This window comes from Rhizobium sp. 22-785-1 (genome assembly GCF_053521965.1).
On the sequence record NZ_JBNWDI010000007.1, the window covers coordinates 171,968 to 194,287 of the forward strand.

The window sequence follows — 22,320 nt, forward strand, 5'->3', positions numbered from 1 at the left end:
CATGGCTCAAGAACAACTGGTCGCCAAACAGGTCGTCCTCGTCGTGGAAGACGATCCGCTTCTGCGCATGATGGCAGTGGATATGGTCGAAGATGCGGGGTTCAGTGCAATAGAGGCTGGCGGCGCCGATGAAGCGCTGACGATCCTACGTGCCCGGCCAGACGTTGGGGTTCTGTTCACCGATGTCGACATGCCGGGCAGCATGGATGGCGTTCAACTCGCGCGAATAGCCTGTCAGACTGACAGGCAACTCGGAATTCTACTGACGTCCGGCCATCACCGCCTCGAGAACGACGCGTTGCCGCCGCGGAGCGTTTTCTTTCCGAAGCCTTACGATACACAGATTGTTACTGAAGTGCTGAGGAAGTTCGCAGCATAGAAATGTGTCGGCGTTAGATCGAATTCTGTGGGCGACTTAATTTCAATTCATCTTTCATAAACCAAGATAATTGTGGCTCATTCTTATTAATTTTTCAGAAAATAAAATTTTCTATTGTCTTTCCATGATTTGGCTCTGGGGGACTACATGAATTTTCTTGGCATTACGGGCATGCAATATTCCGGCGTTCCATTCCACGATACGAGAATATTGCTCGCGGAGGACTCCAATGTCTTCACCCAGATGATCGGTGCCCGTCTGATGGAATTGCTTGGCCTTACCGTGGAAGTCTGCCGCAATTTCGAAGAGCTTCAGGAATGCTATGAGCATTCGACTGAAAAGGTTACGCTCGCGATCTCGAACATCAATCTGCCCGGTGCAGAGAACGGCGAAGCGCTTGAATATCTCATCGATCTTTCCATTCCTACAATCGTCTTCACCAGCACCTTCCATGAAGACACGCGAGAGAAACTGATCACCAAGGAGGTGGTCGACTATATTCTCAAGGACAACGTCTTCGCAGTCGATATGTTGACGGAATCGGTTTGCCGTTTCCTTACCAATCACCGCCATCATGTTCTGATCGTGGACGATAGCCCAACCGCTCGAGCGCTGCTCTCCAGTCGTTTGAAGCGCTATAATTTCCGTGTAAGCCTTGCCGATAGTGGGGCGAAGGCCCTGGAAATCCTTCGCAACAATCCCGACATCGGTCTAGTCGTGACTGATTACAACATGCCCGATATTGACGGGTTTGAGCTTACTCGGCGCATTCGCACAATGCGCGGCTCCCATGAGTTGCGCATCATCGGCGTGTCATCATCCAATAACCGGTTGCTGTCGGCACGCTTCCTGAAGGCTGGTGGAAACGACTTCATGCTGCGCCCCTTCATCGAAGAGGAGTTTTATTGCCGCGTGAACCAGAACCTCGACACGCTGGTCCAGATCAAGAGCGCGCGCGGCGCCAGTTCGAAAGCGGCGGCCTGACACCCGACTACACTCTGTCCGAGCGTGCTGTTTTCATACGGAGGCAACGTCAAACCGCCTGCGCTCCGCAGGCGGTTTGTCTATAGCTGGGACTCCAGCGGCAAAATGCCCAAGATCAACGAAACGCAGCGGCGGGACAGGCTTGCATAGGGTTCCTTGCCGTAAAAGCGAGGTCTTCCTTTTACCAATCCATTCCAGATCAACCGCTTCTTCGGACTCAATGCCAATTCAAAACTCATCTCGCGGCTGGTTTCCTGGGTGAAGATCTCGTCCATCTGTACGGCAAGCGTTTCGGACGTGAACAGCACCCCCATCTCAGTGTTGAGAGACATTGAACGCGGGTCGAAGTTCAGCGAACCGACAAAGCCCGTTTCACCGTCGCAGGTAAATGCTTTGGTATGGAGACTTGCCTGCCCGGAGCCACGTAAGGACAGTGCGTTGTGCTGATCGGCCAGTGCGCGTAACTCGTGGATCTTGATTCCATTTAACAGAAGAGGGCGTCGGTACCGCGCGTAGCCGGCATGAACGGCGGCCACATCGGTCGCTGCCAGCGAATTGGTAAGAACCGATACGCTGACGCCATCGGCAGAAAGCCGCGATAGCGTTTCGACACCCTTTTGTCCGGGGATGAAATAGGGAGACGTGATCTTCAGTCTCACCTTAGCGCCCTCCATGATGGGCAAAAGATTTTCCATCAGGTAGTTATGGCCGCTACGACGCTTGCCCGCCGCCTTTTCAGGAGGGTCGGCGAGCACGCTCGCGGACGCCACCCACTCAAGTCGGTCGGACATAAGAAACCCACCGTGATGATGCAGACTTTCCACTTTCTGAAGATACGGTCGCGCAGCCTCGCTTGTAGCCAGACGATCTAGCTTCCGACGAAGCCGCGCCAACTTGCTCGGCCGTCGCGCAATGAGTGAGCGAACGGGGATGGCAACCGCACTGTTCCAATAGTCGTCGAATATGTCTTCGGCATCGCTGACCGATTTGCCATGTGCCAGTACATCGAAGTCGCGGAAGTTCGCTGCCTCTGCCGCGTCGAAATAGGCATCCCCGATATTGCGTCCGCCAATGATCAATGCCCGACCATCTGCAATCCAGGCCTTGTTATGCATCCGCCTGTTGACGCTGCGAAACCGCAAGACGAGTTCGATGCCGCGCCGAAAGATGTTTTCCCGCGCCTTGGTGGGATTAAAAAGACGCAATTCGATCTGGGGATGGCTATCGATAGCGTGATAGATTCTGTCCGACATAGTCACGCCGAGGTCGTCCAGCAACAGACGAACCCTCACGCCACGATCTGCGGCGGCCAAGACCTCACGCATCATCAATTGCCCGGTCAGATCGGCGTTCCACATGTAATACATGAGGTCGAGGCTGCGGCCAGCAGCGCGAGCCGAAGAAACTCTGAGTGCGAAGGCATCCATGTTCGACTGGACCAGCGCAAGAGCCGTATAATTACTGTGGTGATCGTTGCCGATATCAGACCAGTGCCGGTCGAGCGCTGTGCTATCTATGCCTTTAGGAAGCGCCGTAGAAGCGATCTTCGTTATTGCGCGTTCCTGGCGACGGGAAAGAATGGCAAGCGCGAAAACACCGCAGACAATGAGGACGATTGCTATCAGAATGGTACCGATCACTTCGCCTCATGCCCCCAACATAGTTTCGCTCGTGCGTATCGTGCGTTTGCCGTCTTAGGCCGCTTTTTAAGGCGTGGTCTGCGTTTCAATTCCAGGATTTGGCTCCGGCATACCCGGATGCGAGGTCACTAGATAGGTGATGGCAATGGCGCTTGCGGCCACGATTAGTGTTCCGATCACAGCGATTGTCAGTCCCCACGGCTTGGACTTGCGACGCGACCATACGAAAGGCCTTCTGCGAAGAAGGTTCTTTTTGCTGTGGTGATGATACTCTGGGCCAAGATTTTCGGTATTGGTCATCGTTCAACTCCCCGCGCCTGTCAAAATGCAAGCTCTAATTTACCGAACGCTTCAACCTCGCTTGAAGTTTCATCAGGCTTCAAAGATGCCCAAATAGGGACTGCTTTTGTCGCACATGGCCTTGTCGCCGTAGCCCATAGAAGACATTGTCGGCGGTAATGGAGCCTTTCGCTCCACCGGAGTAAGTGATGACTGCCACGTCGCGTGCATTTTTAGAAGATCTGTTTTTTGCAGCTGTTCGCGCAGCAGACCCTTACGAGGCAATCCGCGCACATCTTCCGCGAAGGCCGAAAGGTCGCACTGTCGTGATAGGGGCTGGTAAGGCTGCGAGCCAGATGGCGGCAGCCTTCGAAAGGGCTTGGCATCATCCGCTCGAAGGAGTCGTGGTGGCCCGTCACGGGCCTATCGCTCAATGCCAGTCCATCAAAGTGTTGCAGTCTGCGCATCCCGTTCCGGATGCGGCAGGATTGGCCGCCTCACAGGCATTGATCAGCGCCGTGGAGGGGCTGAATGAGGATGATCTGGTGATCGCGCTCATTTCCGGTGGCGGCTCGGCGCTGTTGCCTTCGCCACCGCACGGTTTTTCGCTGGCCGACGAGATAGCGCTGAATGAAGCACTCCTTGCATCTGGTGCGCCGATCTCTGCGATGAATGTGGTGCGAAAACACTTTTCCCGGATAAAGGGCGGGCGTTTGGCGGCTCTTGCCCATCCGGCCCGCGTCGTCAGTCTGATCGTGTCCGACGTGCCGGGGGATCATCCTGCCTTTGTCGCTTCCGGCCCAACCGTGCCTGATGAAAGCCGTTCGGAGGAGGCATTACGGGCAATCCGCGATTATCGCATTACGCTTCCGCAACACGTCATCGACTCCATCACCCGCGAGGCGGCTCCGATGCCGTCCGATCCGTCATTTTCCTCAGATGAAGTTCATGTCATCGCCTCTGCCCGCGTGTCACTGGAAGCTGCTGCACAGCGCGCCAGGGAGCGGGGAGTTGACCCCCTCATACTGTCGGACTGCATCGAAGGCGAAGCCAAGGATATCGGAAGGATGCATGCCGCATTGGCGCGGGAATTTTCAAGCCGTGCTGCCAGACAAAGGCCTATGGTCCTTCTCTCGGGAGGGGAAACGACGGTGACGATTGGCTCTGGAAGCTACGGCAAAGGCGGGCGTAATTCCGAGTTGCTGCTATCTGCCGCGCTCGACTTGCAGGGAACTGACGGTATAACGGCGCTGGCAGCGGATACGGATGGAATTGATGGATCGGAGAACAATGCGGGTGCTTTCTGTGATGGGAAGACTGTTGCCCGTATTCGCGCATCTGGCGGGGACGCTCGCTCGCTTCTTGCCGGTCACGATGCGTGGTGGGCTTTTCATCTGGCTGGCGATCTTTTTACACCCGGCCCGACCGGCACCAACGTCAATGATTTTCGGGCCTTCCTGCTGGAATAGGCCGGCGTTGCAAGCTATGCCGAAAGCGCACTGATGGGGGGCGAGCTAGGCGCATATTTCGGGTTGTTTGCATCTGCCTTTCTGGCTGCAACGCTTGTTCCGGCGCAGTCTGAATCCGTTCTGGTCTATCTGACGATGACAGGACAATATTCGCCTGTCCTGCTCGTTACCGTGGCCAGTCTTGGAAATATATTGGGCTCCGTCGTCAACTGGTATCTGGGGCGAGGGGTGATGCTGTATCGTCACCGGCGATGGTTTCCCGTATCTTCCCAGAACCTCGACAAGGCCCAGAACTGGTATGCGCGCTATGGACGATGGTCGCTGTTGGCGAGCTGGCTACCGATCATTGGCGACCCCTTGACGGTCGTTGCTGGCGTCATGCGCGAGCCGTTCGCATCCTTCATCGCCATTGTCACACTCGCCAAGTTCGGGCGTTATCTGGTCCTGGCCTTGGCGACGCAAGGTATAGGTTGAGCGACATCTATGTCGCTTGGTGGTGATACGCCATCCGAAACCTCGGCTCAGTGTGAGGCCTTTGCAAAATCCATCGTGCTGATGATATGATTCTTATGAATTCACCAGGCGAAGGGAGGCGCTGCCGTGAAATCGAAGATCAGTTTCAAAAGCGATCATCGGCAAGGGCTCGGTTCGGGCCGCAGGATTCGCCGATCTGGAGCAAACGATAATTTTCCTGGATTGGAATTTGAAACGACGAGCGAGACACGTGACTGGCGTCTCGTCTGCCTCATTGCAGCGATTGTGTGCGGGCTTGCAGCTTTCATCTTCCTGCCGCTTTGGTAGGGCGAACGCGTTTGTGTCGCGAGTAAAAAGCCTGATCGCCTTGTCAGAACGCCGTGCCCTGGAACGCCCCGAGGAGGCTGAATTTTTAAAGCTGTGAATGGCGCTTTGCATAAAATCGATTCCGATTGCAGGTCCGATGCTATAGGCCGTTAAGGTATGGCGAAAAAAAACACGATATGGGCTGGCAATGGCAATGATTGAAACGGTCGATACCGTTCCAAGGGCGTTTCTTGGAGTGGAGCGGTCAGCGACAGAACAGCGATGGATGTCACGGCTCGATCAGGCCGCTCAGAACCGTGCGCTCGCCATGTCGCAGGTCCATGGAATTCCGGAGCTGATTGCACGCGTTCTAGCAGGACGCAATGTCGGCGTCGATGACGCACTGGCTTTTCTGGATCCGACGATAAGATCGCTGATGCCTGATCCCCGCACGCTTACCGATTGCGAGAAAGCCGCCCAGCGTATTGCCGATGCCATCGAAAAGCATGAGAAGATCGCAATTTTCGGGGATTACGATGTGGATGGAGCTGCGTCTTCGGCGCTGATGTATCGCTTTCTCCATCATTTTGGCCTCGAGCCGGAAATCTACATTCCCGACCGCATTTTCGAAGGATACGGCCCCAATCCCGCTGCGATGCAGCAGCTTGCTGCTAAAGGCGCGACCTTGATCATCACGGTCGATTGCGGCTCCACCAGCCATGAGTCGCTTGGCGTCGCGCGCGATGCCGGAACAGATGTACTGGTCATCGACCACCACCAGGTTGGAACCGAACTTCCTCCTGCGGTCGCTCTCGTGAACCCTAACAGAGAAGACGATCTGTCGGGGCAGGGACATCTCTGCGCTGCCGGCGTGGTGTTCCTCGTTCTTGTCGCAACACTCCGCGTCCTGAAAGAGCGGCACAACCGTCAGGCTTTCATGCTGGATCTGTTGACCTATCTGGACATCGTGGCTCTTGCGACGGTTTGCGATGTCGTGCCGTTGGAAGGCCTCAACCGCGCCTATGTGGTAAAAGGACTGGTTGCGGCGCGGCATATGAATAACGTGGGGTTGGCCGCACTTTTCAAGAAGGCGGGTCTTGGCGGTCCGGTGACGCCCTATCATTTCGGCTTTCTCATCGGGCCGCGCATCAACGCCGGTGGACGTATTGGCGATGCCGCCCTGGGCAGCCGGCTCCTCACCCTCGACGACAGCACGCAAGCCGAAGTCATTGCGGAAAAGCTCGACGAATTGAACCGAGAGCGTCAGGCCATGGAAGCGGCAATGCTTGCCGAGGCTGAAGCGGAAGCGCTGTTCGAATATGGCGATGGCTCTGGCGCAGGCGTCATCGTGACAGCCCGCGAGAACTGGCATCCCGGTATTGTCGGTCTTCTGGCGTCGCGGCTGAAGGATCGCTTCCGCCGCCCGGCTTTCGCCATAGCATTCGATTCGCAAGGGCGAGGCACAGGCTCCGGTCGTTCCATCAACGGTTTCGATATGGGGCGCATGGTGCGCAACGCTGTCGAAGCGGGACTGTTGGTGAAGGGTGGCGGTCATGCCATGGCTGCGGGCCTCACGGTAGAACGCGCCAATCTCGGACGGCTCCGTACCTTTTTTGAAGAGGCGGCACAGAAGACCGTCTCGCAACTGGTCGAAAACAGCGTCCTCAAAATCGATGGCGCCATCGGCGCTTCTGGCGCAACGCTGGAACTGATCGACCAACTCGAGCAGGCGGGGCCGTACGGTTCGGGCCACTCGCAGCCGATTTTCGCCATCCCTTCGCACAGGCTGCGTGATGTCCGAATCGTCGGCACGTCGCATATCAAGATCACGCTGGAAGCACTGGATGGTTCACGCCTCGACGGCATAGCCTTTCGCGCAGCGGATGCACCACTTGGGCAGATGCTGATGAATGCTCGTGGACGTCAGATTCATGTGGCGGGCACGCTGGGTGCGGAGCATTGGCAGGGGCAGAAAAGGGTGCAACTGCGCGTCCTGGATGCTGCTTTCGCGCCGTAGGCAAAAGACATCACACCGTAAAAAAGTGCAAGGCCTACCTATTACGGTACTTCAATAAAGACTTGTAAAACACTGATTTAAGAAGGGAAGTGGCACGCCCTAGGGGAGTCGAACCCCTCTTTTCAGAATGAAAATCTGACGTCCTAACCGATAGACGAAGGGCGCGTGCGCTGTGGTGGGGGCCTTATAGTCAGGCATCGGATTCTCCGCAAGCGCCAATTTGGGTTTTTTTGAATTTATGCGAAATTTTTTGGATCAAGCGGTCGCTGCCCAGGGGAGAACTCTGTAAATCCGTCGATGTCGCGGAAATGAGAGGGGGAAGCGTGAGGTGGCGTGGGATCAGGGGTTCCCGTTTGATCGCCGCCTCACGCTTCATCGGGGGGACAGCGAAGAAACGAGCGGCGCAGATTTTGGTTCCAGCGATCAAAAAGAACTGTGAAAAATCAAGTCCGCGGGTCATGCGCTAATGCACGCAGCATAAAAAACGCCCGGTGACGGATGTCCCGGGCGCCAATATCGTCAGGCTTCGATCTTGATTATCGAGCAGTGCGATCAGAGATCGACGTCGAGGATCGCCATGGAGAAGTTGTAAGAACGATCGCCGTCTTCATCGTCGATGTAAACGACTCCGAGGAACTCATCGCCCATGTACACTTCGGCAGAATCGTCCTTGCGGGGACGTGCCTTGACGACCATCTTGTCGTTAAAAGTGCGCTTGAAATAGGCGTCGAGCTTTTTGATTTCGTCGGCTTTCACCAGTCTTCTCCTGTGCGGTTCTCACGGCGTCGGTCGACCTTCGGGGCCAACCATCGGGACGTCGTGATTTTCAATCTGCGCCGCTTTTGGCACGGGTTAAAGGCGAAAGTAAAGTCGAAGCAGCAAATCCCCCGCGTGACGCATTATGCGATCCACGCAGGCTACGTTTTTGCTTTCGAAAGTGTCAGATATCGGCTCCGATGATTTGGTCCATGATCCGGGACGGCTCGTTGCAACCGCCTTCGCCAACGATCCGCGCTGGTACGCCTGCAACGGTGGTATTGGGCGGAACAGGCTTCAGAACCACCGATCCCGCCGCGACGCGAGAGCAACTTCCCACCTCGATATTACCAAGAATTTTTGCGCCCGCGCCGATCAGCACGCCGCTTCTGATCTTGGGGTGCCGGTCTCCGGTTTCCTTGCCTGTGCCACCCAGAGTGACACCCTGAAGAATGGAAACGTTGTCGCCGATGACAGCGGTCGATCCAACGACGAGACCAGTTGCGTGATCGAGAAACAAACCTTTTCCGACGGTGGCCTGCGGGTTGATGTCGGTCTGGAACACGCTTGAGGATCTGCTTTGCAAGTAAAGGGCGAAATCCTTCCTGCCCTTTGACCAAAGCCAGTGGGCGAGGCGGTGCGTCTGGATGGCGTGGAAGCCTTTGAAGTACAAAACCGGCTCCATGAAACGCGTGCAGGCCGGATCCCGGTCGTAGACGGCCTGAATATCGACGCGCAGGATTGCGCCCCATTCCGGCCAGTCGTGAAGCATCTCCGAAAACGTCTGGCGCAAGAGGACGGCCTGCATATCAGGATGATCGAGACGCTCGCAAATGCGATAGATGACGCTATCTTCCAGCGAATGATGATTGAGGATCGTGGAATAGAAGAACGCCGACAGCAGCGGATCCTGAGCAGCAGCCGTGCGCGCTTCGTTCAACAAACTGCCCCAGATCGGATCGACGACTGCGATCTGATCATTCTGGCGGGTCTCTGTGCGTGCGACCATGTCAGCTGTCCTTAAAACCGGTTTGCGTCACTATATCGAAAAATACGTTGCACAGAAATAGGTATCCGCCCATGCCGTTAAAGGCGGTAAAGCATCAGTTTTTCTGAAAGCTTTGTGGAACGAATTTTCTTGATCAGCCAATCATGTGAGATCGGCGTAGAACTCCAGAACCGCTGCCTTGAAGACACGGTCGCCGACCGCCAGCATGTGATCGCGATTGGGAATGTCGATGGCTCGTGCGTCGGGCATCAGATCTGCCAGTTCCTGGCCGGAGCCGGCGATATCGTCTTTGGTTCCGACGGCAATCAGAGTAGGGGCGTCGATCTTTCTGGCCTCGTCCCGTGTCAAGAGGACACGCGAGGTCTCGATGCATGCAGCAAGCGCCACGCGGTCGCTCTTGGTCTGTTCGGCAAAGGCGCGAAACATGCGGCCTCGTTCATGTGTGACCACGTCGAGGGATGGCGCCCGAAGCGCATCCGCGATCGGATCCCAGTCTCCCACACCATCGACCATGCCGATACCGAGACCACCGAACACCAGCGATCGAACACGCTCCGGATGAGCCACCGCCATGAAAGCGGAGATGCGTGCGCCCATGGAATAACCCATAATATGCGCTTCCGGGATGCCGAGGTGATTGAGCAGTCCGACCGCGTCTTCAGCCATCACCGCCGGATAGTAGGCCTCCGGATCATGCGGCTTGTCGCTGGCTCCGTGGCCGCGATTATCGAGTGCGATAACGCGATAACCGGCATCGCCAAGGGTCTTTACCCAACCTGGATGAACCCAGTTCACCGCGGCGCTGGAAGCAAAGCCGTGAATCAGCAAGACGGGTGCGCCGGACGGATCACCCTCATCGAAATAGCTCAGTTGCAGTCCGTCGCGCTGGAAGGACAAAAATTGCGGCAGGTTGAGATTCATCAAGGACCTCCTGTTTTGCCGACCATATGTCAGGAAATGGACGTGTTGGAAATATTCCGCGCTCTTTTCTATGGAGGTTCGACCGATTTAACGCTACATACTCGAACAATTAGAGCGTTGGCTCAGAGACGATTTTGCATTCTTGGAGAAGAACATGGCTGGCCACACAATTCCTCACTTCCAGAACGACGGCGGACACCGCATGATCGAAATCGGCGTCAAGGAATTCATGTGTACCGGAGCATCGGTGCCTTTTGATCACCCTCACATTTTCATCGATATGGGCGACGAGAACGAAAAGGTTTGCTCCTACTGTTCAACGCTCTATCGCTACAATCCGTCGCTGAAAGCCACGCAGACCAATCCTCCCGGCTGCGTCTTCCATGTGAAGGCAGCGTAACCCCTTAGAAATCGGGGCTCTACATGCCCATCAAAACAGTGGCGATCATCGGTGCTGGCATAGCTGGTCTCACCGCAGCTCTTTCTTTCGCCCGATATGGCATCGCAACTGATATCATCGAGCAGGCGTCCGAACTCGCTGAGGTCGGCGCCGGGCTACAGATTTCGCCCAATGCAGCGCATATCTTGTTGGCGCTGAATGTCCTGCCTCAGATTGAAGACATGTGGCTGGAGCCGCTGAGCGTCGATCTTTCCTCCGGTCTGTCTCTCAAGACGCTCATGTCCCTGCCTATGAAAAGCGTGGCAAAAGCGCGCTGGGGCGCGCCTTATGGCGTTCTTCACCGGGCAAGTTTGCAGCGGGCGCTTCTTGCCGCCGTTAGTTCCAATCCACTGTGTCGTTTGCATCTGGGAAAGAGGCTGGATAACGTCGACACGCACACGATCGCACGCACGATTTTCACGCAACCGGATATGATTGTCGGTGCCGATGGAGTTTGGTCAGCCACGCGCTATTGCGTGCCGAATGCACCGGCCGCGACCTTCTCAGGCAATGTCGCATGGCGATTTACGTTGCAGGAACGAGATGCACCCGGTTTCCTCAACCGTCATTCGGTGACCGCCTTCCTCGGGCCGTCTGCCCATATCGTCGCCTATCCTCTGACGGAAACCGGCGATTTCAACATCGTCGCCATCTCCGTTGGCGCAAATCCCGGCGACACCTGGAAGGCCGAAGCGCAACGCCAGCAAAAGGCGTTTCTCTTGCAGCAGTTTCGCCACTGGAATCCGGCCTTTGCACAATTGCTGGACGGCGCTGCAAACCCGACCTTCTGGCCGCTGTTCCAAGCCGGTGCAGGTCAGTGGCAAGATGGCCGCCACACGATACTGATCGGAGATGCCGCTCATGCCATGATGCCTTTTGCCGCACAGGGCGCCGCTATGGCCATCGAGGATGCTTTTGAACTCGCGACTTTTGTGTCGCGTAGGGAAATCCTTGGCGCATCGCTAGACAGTTTCGCAGCACATCGCATGTCCCGTGTCGATAAGGCAAGAAAGCGGGCGAAGCTCAACAGCTTCGCCTACCATGCACGCGGCCCCATGCGCATTGGGCGCGACATCCTTCTCTCTTTGCGGCCGCCAGAGCAATTCCTGGCGGACTTCGATTGGCTCTACGGCTACAAAGCGGAAGGGCTTTAGGCTTTCGCCGCGGCAGCGAAACCCGCTTCCAGATCGCGTTTAATGTCTGCTACATCCTCAAGCCCGATCTGAAGCCGGATGACGGGGCCTTCGGTAGGCGCTTTCGCGATCGTCCGGTCGGCAAGATTGACGGGGATCGCGAGGGATTCGTAGCCACCCCACGAGAAGCCCAGACCAAAGATAGATAAGGCATCAAGGAAGGCGTGCGCCTTTGCCGTGGACTTGGCGTTGTCCGCCTTCAGGACAAAAGAGAAGACACCGCTCGAACCCTTGAAATCGCGCTTCCAGATGTCGTGTGTCGGGAAACTTGGCAGGGCAGGGTGCAGTACACGGGCGACATCGTCTCGCGCCTCGAGCCATTGCGCAATGTCGAGGGCGCTCTTTTGGTGATGCGCGAGCCGGATGCCCATCGTTCGCATGCCGCGCAACACCTGATAGGCGTCGTCGGACGTCACGCACATGCCGAGATTGGTATTGGCGTCATATAGCTTTTTCCAATGCTTTTCATTGGCGGACACAAAGCCCATCAAAATGTCGGAATGGCCCGCAGGATATTTCGTTGCGGCATGGATCGAGACATCCACGCCGTGGTCTAGGGGCCGAAAATAGAGCGGCGTCGCCCAGGTGTTATCTATTGTCACGACGCAGTCATAGCGGTGGGCGATGGACGAAATCAGGCCGACATCCTGCATTTCGAACGTGTTCGAGCCTGGCGCCTCAAGATGAACGAGCCGGGTGTTCGGTCGGATCAGAGCTTCTATTCCCGCGCCGATCGCCGGATCGTAATACTCGACCTCGACGCCATATTGCTTCAGCATCGTGTTGCAGAAACGCCGAGTGGGGAAGTAGACCGAATCGACGACGAGCGCATGATCGCCAGCGCTTAGATAGGCGAGAAATGGCACGGTCACCGCCGCAAGGCCTGACGACAGAAGGATCGTACCGGCGGAGCCCTCCAAGCTATCGATCATGCTGCAAAGCGCAGCCGTCGTTGGCGTTCCGTGCGTGCCATAGGTGTAGGGCTGATCGCCTGACATCAAGGTTGCAGCATCCGGGAACAGAACGGTAGAGCCGCGGGCGATGGGGGGGTTGACGAAGCCGAAGAACTCGGTCGGATCATTTCCAAGATGCGCGAGGCGCGTGTTTACACCCGAGCCGCCGAGGATCTCGTTCTTGTCTTTCATGCTGCAAGTCTCTCATTATTGTGATGCGCGAAGATGCCGAGGATTTGCTCTTAAGGTCAAGCCGCTTCTCCGGACATAGGAAAAACCAGTCTACCTGCCTGACAGGATGAGTAGATTTTGAGCGAGTTTCGCGCAAAAAATAGTCATATGCTCACTTAAAGGACGGAAATTTGAAAATTCCGTTTTTTAGACACAATTGCTTCGCGAAAGTCTTGACCATGGCAGCAATTGCGATTGTGATAGGGACGCACACCGGGAGGTGAAGCGGAGAGACTGTTGCAGGCCACGGCGGGTGCCAGTCCTCTCCAATCGAGAAAAAAGAGACAAAGGTTGGGAAAAATGAAAAAGGCACTTCTGTCAGCCGCTATTGGCGCAGCAGTCTTGGGAGCTGCAACGGCTGCATCTGCCGGTACTCTTCAGGATGTGAAGGCAAAGGGTTTCGTCACCTGTGGCGTCAGCTCCGGCATTCCGGGTTTCTCGAACCCTGATGACAAGGGCGAATGGTCCGGCATCGACGTCGACTATTGCCGCGGTATCGCTGCCGCCGTGTTCGGTGACGCTTCCAAGGCGAAGTACGTTCCGCTGACCTCCAAGGATCGTTTCCCGGCACTTCAGTCCGGCGAAATCGACGTTCTGACGCGTAACACCACCTGGACGATCAGCCGCGACACGTCTCTCGGCTTCAACTTCCGCACCGTCAACTATTACGACGGCCAGGGCTTCATCGTGAAGAAGAGCCTCAACGTGAAGTCTGCTCTTGAGCTTTCCGGCGCTGCCGTCTGCGTTCAGCAGGGCACGACGACCGAACTCAACCTCGCCGACTACTTCAAGACCAACAACCTTCAGTACAACCCCGTCGTATTCGAAAAAGAATCCGACGCAACCTCCGCTTATGACTCCGGTCGTTGCGACGTCTACACCACGGACCAGTCCGGCCTCTACGCTATCCGTCTGAAGATGAAGAACCCTGATGAAAACATGGTTCTGCCTGAAATCATCTCCAAGGAGCCGCTCGGACCAGCCGTTCGCCAGGGTGACGACCAGTGGTTCGACCTCGTCAGCTGGGTTCACTACGCCATGGTCAATGCTGAAGAACTCGGTATCACCTCCAAGAACGTCGATGAGCAGAAGGCTTCTGCCAACCCGGACGTCAAGCGTCTTCTCGGCACGGAAGAAGGCACCAAGATCGGTACAGATCTGGGCGTCGCCAACGAGTGGGCCTACAATATCATCAAGAATGTCGGCAACTACGGTGAAGTCTTCGACCGTAACGTCGGTCCTGGCTCCCCTCTCAAGATCGAGCGTGGCCTGAACTCTCTGTGGAACAAGGGCGGCCTGCAGTACGCACCTCCGGTTCGCTGATTGCTTTAAAGCCTAAAAAGCTTTTGCAGGAGGCGGGGATATTCATCTCTGCCTCCTTCTTCTTCATAAAATAAGCTCGAAAAGAGCATATAGAGGGAAAGGTGCCTATGGCAGGCAAGACGATCCGTTCTGGACCGTCCGGCGCATCCGGCGCGACGTCCATGATCAACGATCCGCGCATGCGGTCCATCTTCTACCAGACCGTTACGCTCATCATCCTGGTGCTGGCCGTCTGGTTCATCACCAACAACACGATCCAGAATCTTCAGCGCGCCAATATCGCCTCTGGCTTCGGCTTTCTGAACGGTCGCGCCGGTTTCGATATCGGCCAGACGCTGATCGATTACAATAACGACAACACCTTCGGTCGCGCGCTGATCGTCGGTATTTTGAACACCTTGCAGGTGGCGGTTCTTGGTATCATCACCGCCTCGATCATCGGCTTCCTCGTCGGCATTGCCCGGCTTTCCAGAAACTGGCTCGTATCGAAGCTCGCGCAGGCTTATGTGGAAATCTTCCGCAATCTGCCGCCGCTTCTCGTCATCTTTTTCTGGTACAAGGGCGTCATCACAATTCTTCCGCAGGCACGTGAATCGCTTGCCTTGCCGTTCGATACCTACTTGAACAATCGCGGTTTCTTCTACCCTAAATTCGTTTGGGGTGAGGGCACCTGGATGGTTCCGGTGGCTTTTCTCGTCGGTATCGTCATCACCTTCTTCGTCTATCGATGGGCGAAGGCACGCCAGATGCGCACCGGCCAGCCGTTCCGCACTGGTCTCGTGGGAGCTGCGATTATCATCGGTTTGCCGCTTGCCACGTTCCTGGCGCTCGGCGCACCGCTGACCTTTGATCTGCCAGTTCTTGGCCGCTTCAACCTGGCTGGTGGTTCGGTCATTGCGCCAGAATTCATGTCGCTTTATCTGGCTCTGTCCTTCTACACCGCCTCATTCATCGCTGAAATCGTCCGCGGTGGTATCAAGGCTGTGCCGAAGGGGCAGACAGAAGCCGCCGACGCGCTTGGTTTGCGTTCCAGCACCACGACGCGCCTGATCGTCGTTCCTCAGGCAATGCGCATCATCATCCCGCCGCTCACCAGCCAATATCTCAACCTGACGAAAAACTCGTCGCTGGCTGTTGCTGTCGGCTTCTCCGACCTGGTTGCGGTTGGCGGCACCATCCTCAATCAGACGGGTCAGGCTGTCGAAGTCGTGGCGATCTGGATGATTGTCTATCTGACATTGTCTATCACCACCGCGCTGTTCATGAACTGGTTCAACGCGAAGATGGCATTGGTGGAGAGATAAGAGACATGGCTACTACTCCCGTTTCCTATATCCGCCGCGAATTGGTGCCGGCTCAGCCGGCGCCATCCAGCCAGGTCGGCGTGGCGCATTGGCTCCAGACGAAACTCTTCGCCACGCCGAAGGATGTCGTGATGACCGTGCTGTCCATAGCGCTGCTCGCCTACATCATTCCGCCGCTGCTGCAGTTCCTGTTCGTCGATGCCGTTTGGACCGGTACCGACCGATTGGCTTGCCTCACTGTCACTCAGGGTGGTGCCTTGCCGGACGGCCAGGCAGGCGCCTGCTGGGCGTTTGTTGGTGCCAAGTTCCAGCAGTTCATGTTCGGACGTTATCCGTTCGATGAGCGCTGGCGGCCGCTTCTGGTCGCAGCAATGTTCGTCATTCTGCTGATCCCGATGTTGATCCCGAAGGCACCGTTCAAGACGGCCAATGCAGTGTTGCTCTTCCTGGTTTTGCCCTTCGTCTCCTTCTTCCTGCTGGTCGGCGGATACTTCGGCCTGCCACGGGTGGAAACGCAGCTCTGGGGCGGGTTGATGGTGACGCTGATCCTGTCTTTCTTCGGGATCACCGTGTCGCTGCCACTTGGCATTCTCCTGGCGCTTGGTCGTCGCTCGACAATGCCGGTGATCAAGACGCTGTGCGTGACGTTCATCGAAGTCATTCGCGGCATCCCGCTGATCACGGTGCTGTTCTTCGCCAGCATCATGCTGCCGCTGTTCCTGCCCGAAGGTGTTACCTTCGACAAGTTCATGCGTGCTCTGGTCGGTGTGTCGCTATTTGCCTCTGCCTATATGGCGGAAGTCGTTCGCGGCGGTCTTCAGGCCATTCCGAAAGGACAGTATGAAGGTGCCGACTCGCTCGGCCTTAATTATTGGCAGAAAACCCGGCTGATCGTTTTGCCGCAAGCGCTGAAGCTGGTCATTCCAGGTATCGTCAACACCTTCATTGGTCTTTTCAAGGATACCTCGCTCGTGTCGATCATCGGCATGTTCGATCTTCTTGGTATCGTCAACCTCAACCAGTCAGATGCGAACTGGGCGACACCGGTGACACCCGTCACAGGCTATATTTTCGCTGGGTTCATATTCTGGATATTCTGCTTCGGCATGTCGCGTTATTCCTTGTTCATGGAGCGCCATCTCGACACCGGACATAGAAAATAAGGGAAAATCTCATGGCAGAAACCCAAGCAAAGAAGCTGGAAGTTTCCGCGACCGATGTCGCGATTGAAATCACCGGCATGAACAAGTGGTACGGCGATTTTCACGTGCTGCGCGATATCAATCTGAAGGTCATGAAGGGCGAGCGCATCGTCATCGCCGGTCCATCTGGTTCCGGCAAGTCGACGATGATCCGCTGCATCAACCGTCTGGAAGAGCACCAGTCTGGTAGCATCGTTGTCGACGGCATCGAGCTTACCAACGACCTGAAGAAGATCGATGAAGTGCGCCGTGAAGTCGGCATGGTGTTCCAGCACTTCAACCTCTTCCCGCATCTGACGATCCTGGAAAACTGCACGCTGGCTCCAATCTGGGTTCGCAAGATGCCCAAAAAGGACGCCGAAGAAATCGCGATGCATTACCTGAAGCGTGTCAAAATCCCTGAGCAGGCGCACAAGTATCCGGGCCAGCTTTCTGGCGGTCAGCAGCAGCGCGTGGCGATTGCCCGCTCGCTTTGCATGAAGCCGAAGATCATGCTCTTCGACGAGCCGACATCCGCGCTCGATCCGGAAATGGTCAAGGAAGTGCTCGATACGATGGTGAGCCTTGCCGAGGACGGAATGACTATGCTCTGTGTGACGCACGAAATGGGCTTTGCCCGTCAGGTCGCCAACCGCGTCATTTTCATGGACCAGGGCCAGATTGTTGAGCAGAACGCCCCGCAGGAGTTCTTCGACAATCCGCAGCATGAGCGCACCAAGCTCTTTCTAAGCCAAATCCTGCACTAGAAAGCCTTTGTGTCTTTCGTCGACGCGAAACATGGCTTGAAAACACAAAAACCCGCCGGGCGACCGGCGGGTTTCTTTTTGCATTGCATCCAAGTGGTCAGCGAGACATCAGCGTCATTGCCGTCATAGAGTCCAGCAGAGTGCGGGTGACGCCGCCGAACAGCATTTCCCACCAGCGGGAGTGCCCATACGCGCCCATAACCAAAAGATCGATGCTATTATCCGCCAGCCGATTTTCGATTGCTGTGTGTGGAGCGATGCCTTCGATCTTTTCCTGTGACGTAACAGTTACGTTGACGCCGTGGCGCGCAAGCGTTGCGGCAATCTCGGACCCCGCCAGCGCTGCCTTCTCCGAATCGTTGTCCTCCATGTCGACAGAGAACACCTCCACGCTTTCTGCCGCCTGGAGGAAGGGCAGGGCATCGAAAGTGGCGCGTGTGGCCTCCCTGGATCCATTCCACGCAATCAACACCCGACGGATCGGGGCTGGTGCTTTCAGGATGTGAGGAATGAGAAGCACCGGGCGTCCGCTTTCATAGAGAAAATTGTCGATATCGGCGCGGCTGTCGGACAGAGCGGATGAATTGTGCTGTCTTGCGACGATGAGATCGGCGCAGCGCGCGCTCTGAAGCGATGATTGGGACGAGTAACCGACAGACGAAACGAAGCTGCGCCATTCACTGGAAATTCCATTGGCCGCCATGCTGTCGGAAAAAATCCGGCCAGCTTCTGTCGTTTCCTTGTGAGCCACATCCTGCACGGCTTGGATGGTCGCTGGATCGGGCATTTCCATGGGGGCAATCAAAGGAACCGCCGCTAGGGCCTCCATATGAAGACCAACGACGTGCGAAGAGAACTGCTGCGCCAATGCCGCAACGAAAGCGTCCAGTTGACGTGTGTTTTCAGCGGTATCGACAACAGCGAGGATGGTTTTATAGGCCATGGCCTTTCTCCTTGTGACGCATCAGTGGCAGGACTAAACATGTCCCCGTCATTTGCCCGCCGCCTTGATCTCTATCAAGGCGATGGGTTCAAGAGATAAAACGTAGTTGGGCCTGAGGAGTTCATGCAACCGTCGAGGTGGCCTTTGCTTTCGCGATGTTTTCTATCATGGCAGTGACATCGCGCGTTGCAGCCGCAAGAAGCTCGGCATCACGCGCGCGAACAACGATCTCGGTGGAAAAACGCTGTCCGTCATACTTCGGATAGGAGCCTATGCTGGTTTGAGGGTGTGCCTTCTGCACCTCGCTCAAGGGCGTGCCGATGTCGCCTTCCCCGTAGGGTGAGCGTACCGACTGCGACATCATCTTAGTGCCGACCTGCAGCGTTGGAACGACGTTGTCCAGCATCGCCTGGAAGACCTGCGGCACGCCTGCCATGACATAGACGTTCTCCACAATAAAACCCGGCGCAACCGAGACGGGATTGGCTATGTGCTTCGCCCCGCGTGGCATACGGGCCATGCGCTTGCGTGCGTCAGTAAACTCCATCTCACGGGCATGATACATCTCACTGAGAAGGCGCATTGCCTCGCTGTCATGTTCGCAAGGAAGGCCGAAAGCAGCAGAGACCGCATCTGCGGTGATGTCGTCATGGGTCGGACCGATCCCGCCCGAGGTGAAGACGTAATCGTAGCGCGCACGCAGGGCGTTCACCGCTTCAACGATTGCCGGCTCTTCGTCGGCAACGATTCGCACTTCCTTCAAGTCGATCCCGGACATCGTCAGAACATCGGCAAGATGTCCGATATTCTTGTCCTTCGTGCGACCCGATAAAAGTTCGTCGCCAATGGCGAGCATGGCGGCAGTGACCGAAGATGGAGAAGGGGATAATGACATGGGAAACTCACGCGATGCAGGGTAGACAGACGTTAAACCCGCTGACAGCGAATGCAATACGCGCGATGAGAAAATACGACGGCTGTTGGATGAACTCGAAATGGCTAAAAGCGATTTTTGTGTTGAACGGGACGCACGGTTTTCAGTCCATTGCGTAAAGCGTGCCGCGATCCTTGAGATTTGCATCACACGCGTCGGCCTCTCGTTTTGCAGGTCTTGATCACAAAACCGCTGCACATTTTTTGCGTGGATCATGCGTTAGCGTAGTTGTTCGCTATTCGCGAACGGTCCGTCTTTTCTCCTTCTATCGCTCTAATGCAACTCCTCTGTTAGCCTCCCGTTACATCGGCGGCGTATACTGCGCTGTATCGTGATGATCAAAGAAAAACATGAGGAAAAACCAACGATGGCAAAAGTTCTGGTGCTTTACTATTCGTCTTACGGTCACGTGGAAACAATGGCTTATGCCGTTGCAGACGGTGCGAAGTCCGCAGGTGCGGACGTTGTCGTGAAGCGTGTTCCTGAACTCGTTCCCGAAGACGTCGCCAAGTCGTCTCATTTCAAGCTGGATCAGCAAGCCCCGATCGCGACCGTCGACGAGCTGGAAGAATACGACGCGATTATCGTTGGCGCAGGCACGCGCTTCGGTTCCGTTGCATCGCAGATGCGTAATTTCTGGGATCAGACTGGCGGACTGTGGTTCAGTGGCAAGCTCGTCGGCAAGATCGGCTCTGCCTTCACCTCAACTGCTACCCAGCATGGTGGTCAGGAATCGACGATCCTCAGCTTCATCCCGACTTTCCTGCACCACGGCATGGTCGTTGCTGGTCTGCCTTACGCGTTTCAGGGTCAAATGGGCGTAGATGAAGTCAAGGGCGGCTCGCCTTATGGCGCCTCGACCATTACCGATGGTGACGGCTCTCGCCAACCGTCTGCCATCGAACTCGAAGGTGCGAAGTTCCAGGGCGCGCACGTCGCGAAACTGGCAGCCAAGCTTTCGGCTTGACCTTGTAGTCAAAACGAAAATGCGGCCCTTGAGGCCGCATTTTCATCACCTCCATTGAAGGCGACTTATTCGTAAATACTTTTTTGGCTTTAGACCGGCGGGTTGACCATAATCAGGCAGGTCACAACAACAAAGCCCAGAAGCGATATTTCAAGCAGACTGTTCAGGCCGTCACGCATTTTATTACCCTCCAGATTTCCGTGCCAGGAAAACGTGGAAAACATAACGTAGTTCCGCGACAACGATGCAAATCTTAATGGATGGTAACGAGAATCGCTTATCCGATATTTTTGTCAGCCCGTGATGACAAAGGCAATGATGAGATGGCCGACAATGCCCACAATAAGGCATGTCATCAAAAGCAGGAGCAGGGGCTTCTTCATCGTCTCTTGCACTTTCTAAAGAGGAGTGGCGATCAATCAGAAACGACCGTCGCGCTTGATTAACCGTTCCCTCGGCACGGTATGATCACGCAACCGACCAAGCAACGGCCGACGAGCCTTGGTCAAACGCTTGCCATCTTTTACACAGCGGAGGCGTACAGGTTAACCCGTATCTTCGCTGTTGCGACATTATGCCTTGATGTCGAGGCCAGCTTCGACTGCAGCGGCAATGAAAGCCCGTCTGGCGTCTTCTGGTTTCTTCTTGCCTGCACCGACGGCGGCACAGACGAGCAGGGCGTGGTCGAGCGCAGCTCCGTCTTCCGCAGGCCAGTCCTCGATCATCGCCCAGGATGCGGCCTGTGTTGTTTCAATGCTGGTGTAATTGCCCGGCTCTTCCAGCGCCACAAGAACCGGCTTGGTCCATTTCGTATCCATCTTCGCGCTTACTCTTCATTAGATCGAAAGATGCCTCTAACCTGAGAGCGTGCATCATTCAATGTTCTGGATCAGTCGTCGCTTCCGAATGTCAGCCAATCGCGGATGATGCGACGATCAATGATTTTCAGCGAGCGATCCGGCTGTATCTGATAGGTTTCGATTACCCGGTCGCCGTTCCATCGCCGGAAGTTATGCGTGAACGTGCTGCCAACCGGCGATTTCGTCAGCTTGGTACGCGGCTGTCCATTATAAGTGATGCTACCTGGAATCGGCTCGAGGTTGGCATTCGAAAGCCCCGTCGTACAGCCTGCGAGCGCCAGAGCAACAACGGTTACTGCGATGACGGACTTCATTTTCATGATGTGCTCCATAGAATCAGACGGGAAATCGTCACGATGTCATCGCCGTAAACTATAAGCCTGGGAGGCGGTTCCTGTGCCTTTTGATATCCGGGTGAGCCTGGTCGCAACAGAGCCTTGCGCGCAAAGCTCTAAGGCTCACGCCGGCGTCACATAAAGCGTAACTTTACATCGTGGAGAATTTTTTGGAGGCCTCGCCCGGAATTGAACCGGGGTACAAGGATTTGCAGTCCTCTGCGTCACCACTCCGCCACGAGGCCTCACACGCCCGTCTGTTTGAGCGATGGCGGGGATTTAGAACGAATCCATTTTCCACGCAATAGGAGAGTTTGAAAAACACCCGATAAGTTTGTGTGAGCGACTTAATGCTCATGAAAAATCCCCGCCAGACCAGTGATCTCAGCGGGGATTTTTTTGTCTGTGTGATCAAATTCGCCCAAGCAGTACGAGGATCAGGACGATCACAAGCACGAGGCCCAGGCCGCCCGACGGGCCCCATCCATAATTGTGGTAACCCCAGTTCGGAAGAGCGCCGACCAGGAAGAGAATAAGAAGGATGACGAGGATTGTACCGAGCATTTTTACCTCCAGCCGTTGATGACGTCTCAGTAACTCAATAATGATTAGGCGGATAAAAAAGTTCCCGAGCCCGGTATCAGAGGATGTAATCT

Annotated in this window: 24 protein-coding genes and 2 tRNA genes; 12 read left to right on the forward strand and 14 right to left on the reverse strand. The window is 55.7% G+C overall.

Annotated features, from left to right (window positions below; translation table 11 throughout):
• Nucleotide 1 precedes the first annotated feature (1 nt).
• Both ACQZ5M_RS15625 and ACQZ5M_RS15630 read left to right on the forward strand, forming a co-directional pair.
• Nucleotides 2-379: a response regulator gene (locus ACQZ5M_RS15625; RefSeq protein ID WP_296018942.1), complete on the forward strand. Its 378-nt coding sequence runs from the start codon at nucleotides 2-4 to the stop codon at nucleotides 377-379.
• Nucleotides 380-526: 147 nt separating this feature from the next.
• The gene (locus ACQZ5M_RS15630; RefSeq protein ID WP_296018944.1) at nucleotides 527-1,363 is read left to right on the forward strand and encodes a response regulator; all 837 of its coding nucleotides are present in this window, start codon (nucleotides 527-529) and stop codon (nucleotides 1,361-1,363) included.
• Nucleotides 1,364-1,443: 80 nt separating this feature from the next.
• On the opposite strand, the gene ACQZ5M_RS15635 is transcribed toward ACQZ5M_RS15630, so the two are convergent.
• Together ACQZ5M_RS15635 and ACQZ5M_RS15640 are read right to left on the reverse strand one after the other, a co-directional pair.
• A complete protein-coding gene (locus ACQZ5M_RS15635; RefSeq protein ID WP_449080252.1) occupies nucleotides 1,444-3,000 on the reverse strand; it encodes a phospholipase D family protein in 1,557 nt (518 codons plus the stop codon).
• A 69-nt stretch (nucleotides 3,001-3,069) separates the two neighbouring features.
• Nucleotides 3,070-3,303, reverse strand: coding sequence for a hypothetical protein (locus ACQZ5M_RS15640; RefSeq protein ID WP_449080220.1), 234 nt, complete (start codon nucleotides 3,301-3,303; stop codon nucleotides 3,070-3,072).
• A gap of 188 nt (nucleotides 3,304-3,491) precedes the next feature.
• On the opposite strand from ACQZ5M_RS15640, the gene ACQZ5M_RS15645 reads away from it, so the two are divergent.
• The 3 genes from ACQZ5M_RS15645 (at nucleotide 3,492) to recJ (ending at nucleotide 7,548) form a co-directional block, all read left to right on the forward strand.
• On the forward strand, nucleotides 3,492-4,751 hold the full coding sequence (locus ACQZ5M_RS15645) for a glycerate kinase type-2 family protein (protein WP_449080221.1): 1,260 nt from the start codon (nucleotides 3,492-3,494) through the stop codon (nucleotides 4,749-4,751).
• A gap of 33 nt (nucleotides 4,752-4,784) precedes the next feature.
• Nucleotides 4,785-5,225: a YqaA family protein gene (locus ACQZ5M_RS15650; protein ID WP_449080222.1), complete on the forward strand. Its 441-nt coding sequence runs from the start codon at nucleotides 4,785-4,787 to the stop codon at nucleotides 5,223-5,225.
• Nucleotides 5,226-5,745: 520 nt separating this feature from the next.
• Nucleotides 5,746-7,548 carry a single-stranded-DNA-specific exonuclease RecJ gene (gene recJ / locus ACQZ5M_RS15655; RefSeq protein WP_449080253.1) on the forward strand — a complete coding sequence of 601 codons (1,803 nt, stop codon included), beginning with the start codon at nucleotides 5,746-5,748 and terminating at the stop codon, nucleotides 7,546-7,548.
• Nucleotides 7,549-7,638: 90 nt separating this feature from the next.
• On the opposite strand, the gene ACQZ5M_RS15660 is transcribed toward recJ, so the two are convergent.
• From ACQZ5M_RS15660 to ACQZ5M_RS15680, 5 genes are all read right to left on the reverse strand, one after another.
• Nucleotides 7,639-7,713, reverse strand: a tRNA-Glu gene (locus ACQZ5M_RS15660).
• 25 nt (nucleotides 7,714-7,738) lie between these two features.
• Complete coding sequence (locus ACQZ5M_RS15665) at nucleotides 7,739-8,008, reverse strand: hypothetical protein (RefSeq protein WP_296076856.1); 270 nt, start codon at nucleotides 8,006-8,008, stop codon at nucleotides 7,739-7,741.
• Between the two features lie 92 nt (nucleotides 8,009-8,100).
• Entirely contained in the window at nucleotides 8,101-8,304 is a 204-nt protein-coding gene (locus ACQZ5M_RS15670; RefSeq protein WP_296018955.1) for a DUF3126 family protein, read from the reverse strand.
• Nucleotides 8,305-8,488: 184 nt separating this feature from the next.
• A complete protein-coding gene (gene cysE / locus ACQZ5M_RS15675; protein ID WP_296037990.1) occupies nucleotides 8,489-9,313 on the reverse strand; it encodes a serine O-acetyltransferase in 825 nt (274 codons plus the stop codon).
• A gap of 141 nt (nucleotides 9,314-9,454) precedes the next feature.
• On the reverse strand, nucleotides 9,455-10,234 hold the full coding sequence (locus ACQZ5M_RS15680; RefSeq protein ID WP_449080223.1) for an alpha/beta fold hydrolase: 780 nt from the start codon (nucleotides 10,232-10,234) through the stop codon (nucleotides 9,455-9,457).
• A gap of 154 nt (nucleotides 10,235-10,388) precedes the next feature.
• Between ACQZ5M_RS15680 and ACQZ5M_RS15685 the strand changes: the two genes are divergently transcribed.
• Together ACQZ5M_RS15685 and ACQZ5M_RS15690 are read left to right on the forward strand one after the other, a co-directional pair.
• Nucleotides 10,389-10,634 (forward strand): zinc-finger domain-containing protein, encoded by a 246-nt coding sequence (locus tag ACQZ5M_RS15685; protein ID WP_296018961.1) that lies wholly within the window; start codon nucleotides 10,389-10,391, stop codon nucleotides 10,632-10,634.
• A gap of 23 nt (nucleotides 10,635-10,657) precedes the next feature.
• Entirely contained in the window at nucleotides 10,658-11,827 is a 1,170-nt protein-coding gene (locus ACQZ5M_RS15690) for an FAD-dependent monooxygenase (RefSeq protein ID WP_449080224.1), read from the forward strand.
• On the opposite strand, the gene ACQZ5M_RS15695 is transcribed toward ACQZ5M_RS15690, so the two are convergent.
• The gene (locus ACQZ5M_RS15695) at nucleotides 11,824-13,011 is read right to left on the reverse strand and encodes a cystathionine beta-lyase (protein WP_296018964.1); all 1,188 of its coding nucleotides are present in this window, start codon (nucleotides 13,009-13,011) and stop codon (nucleotides 11,824-11,826) included. The genes ACQZ5M_RS15690 and ACQZ5M_RS15695 overlap by 4 nt on opposite strands.
• A gap of 339 nt (nucleotides 13,012-13,350) precedes the next feature.
• On the opposite strand from ACQZ5M_RS15695, the gene ACQZ5M_RS15700 reads away from it, so the two are divergent.
• The 4 genes from ACQZ5M_RS15700 (at nucleotide 13,351) to ACQZ5M_RS15715 (ending at nucleotide 17,625) form a co-directional block, all read left to right on the forward strand.
• Entirely contained in the window at nucleotides 13,351-14,373 is a 1,023-nt protein-coding gene (locus ACQZ5M_RS15700; RefSeq protein WP_296084287.1) for an amino acid ABC transporter substrate-binding protein, read from the forward strand.
• A 107-nt stretch (nucleotides 14,374-14,480) separates the two neighbouring features.
• Complete coding sequence (locus ACQZ5M_RS15705) at nucleotides 14,481-15,677, forward strand: amino acid ABC transporter permease (protein ID WP_296037999.1); 1,197 nt, start codon at nucleotides 14,481-14,483, stop codon at nucleotides 15,675-15,677.
• Nucleotides 15,678-15,682: 5 nt separating this feature from the next.
• Nucleotides 15,683-16,840, forward strand: a complete 1,158-nt coding sequence (locus ACQZ5M_RS15710; protein WP_449080225.1) for an amino acid ABC transporter permease — start codon at nucleotides 15,683-15,685, stop codon at nucleotides 16,838-16,840.
• Nucleotides 16,841-16,851: 11 nt separating this feature from the next.
• Nucleotides 16,852-17,625 carry an amino acid ABC transporter ATP-binding protein gene (locus ACQZ5M_RS15715; protein ID WP_296018970.1) on the forward strand — a complete coding sequence of 258 codons (774 nt, stop codon included), beginning with the start codon at nucleotides 16,852-16,854 and terminating at the stop codon, nucleotides 17,623-17,625.
• Between the two features lie 97 nt (nucleotides 17,626-17,722).
• Here ACQZ5M_RS15715 and ACQZ5M_RS15720 read toward each other — a convergent pair whose 3' ends face one another.
• Entirely contained in the window at nucleotides 17,723-18,568 is an 846-nt protein-coding gene (locus ACQZ5M_RS15720) for a universal stress protein (RefSeq protein ID WP_449080226.1), read from the reverse strand.
• Between the two features lie 121 nt (nucleotides 18,569-18,689).
• Nucleotides 18,690-19,463 (reverse strand): competence/damage-inducible protein A, encoded by a 774-nt coding sequence (locus ACQZ5M_RS15725; protein ID WP_449080227.1) that lies wholly within the window; start codon nucleotides 19,461-19,463, stop codon nucleotides 18,690-18,692.
• Nucleotides 19,464-19,869: 406 nt separating this feature from the next.
• On the opposite strand from ACQZ5M_RS15725, the gene wrbA reads away from it, so the two are divergent.
• The gene (wrbA, locus tag ACQZ5M_RS15730; protein ID WP_296038010.1) at nucleotides 19,870-20,469 is read left to right on the forward strand and encodes an NAD(P)H:quinone oxidoreductase type IV; all 600 of its coding nucleotides are present in this window, start codon (nucleotides 19,870-19,872) and stop codon (nucleotides 20,467-20,469) included.
• Nucleotides 20,470-21,041: 572 nt separating this feature from the next.
• On the opposite strand, the gene ACQZ5M_RS15735 is transcribed toward wrbA, so the two are convergent.
• The 4 genes from ACQZ5M_RS15735 to ACQZ5M_RS15750 form a co-directional block, all read right to left on the reverse strand.
• The gene (locus tag ACQZ5M_RS15735) at nucleotides 21,042-21,287 is read right to left on the reverse strand and encodes a DUF982 domain-containing protein (protein WP_296038014.1); all 246 of its coding nucleotides are present in this window, start codon (nucleotides 21,285-21,287) and stop codon (nucleotides 21,042-21,044) included.
• 71 nt (nucleotides 21,288-21,358) lie between these two features.
• Nucleotides 21,359-21,643, reverse strand: coding sequence for a hypothetical protein (locus tag ACQZ5M_RS15740; protein WP_296018993.1), 285 nt, complete (start codon nucleotides 21,641-21,643; stop codon nucleotides 21,359-21,361).
• A gap of 192 nt (nucleotides 21,644-21,835) precedes the next feature.
• A tRNA-Cys gene (locus ACQZ5M_RS15745) sits at nucleotides 21,836-21,909 on the reverse strand.
• Between the two features lie 166 nt (nucleotides 21,910-22,075).
• Nucleotides 22,076-22,228, reverse strand: coding sequence for a DUF3309 family protein (locus ACQZ5M_RS15750; RefSeq protein ID WP_082447214.1), 153 nt, complete (start codon nucleotides 22,226-22,228; stop codon nucleotides 22,076-22,078).
• Nucleotides 22,229-22,320 lie beyond the last annotated feature (92 nt).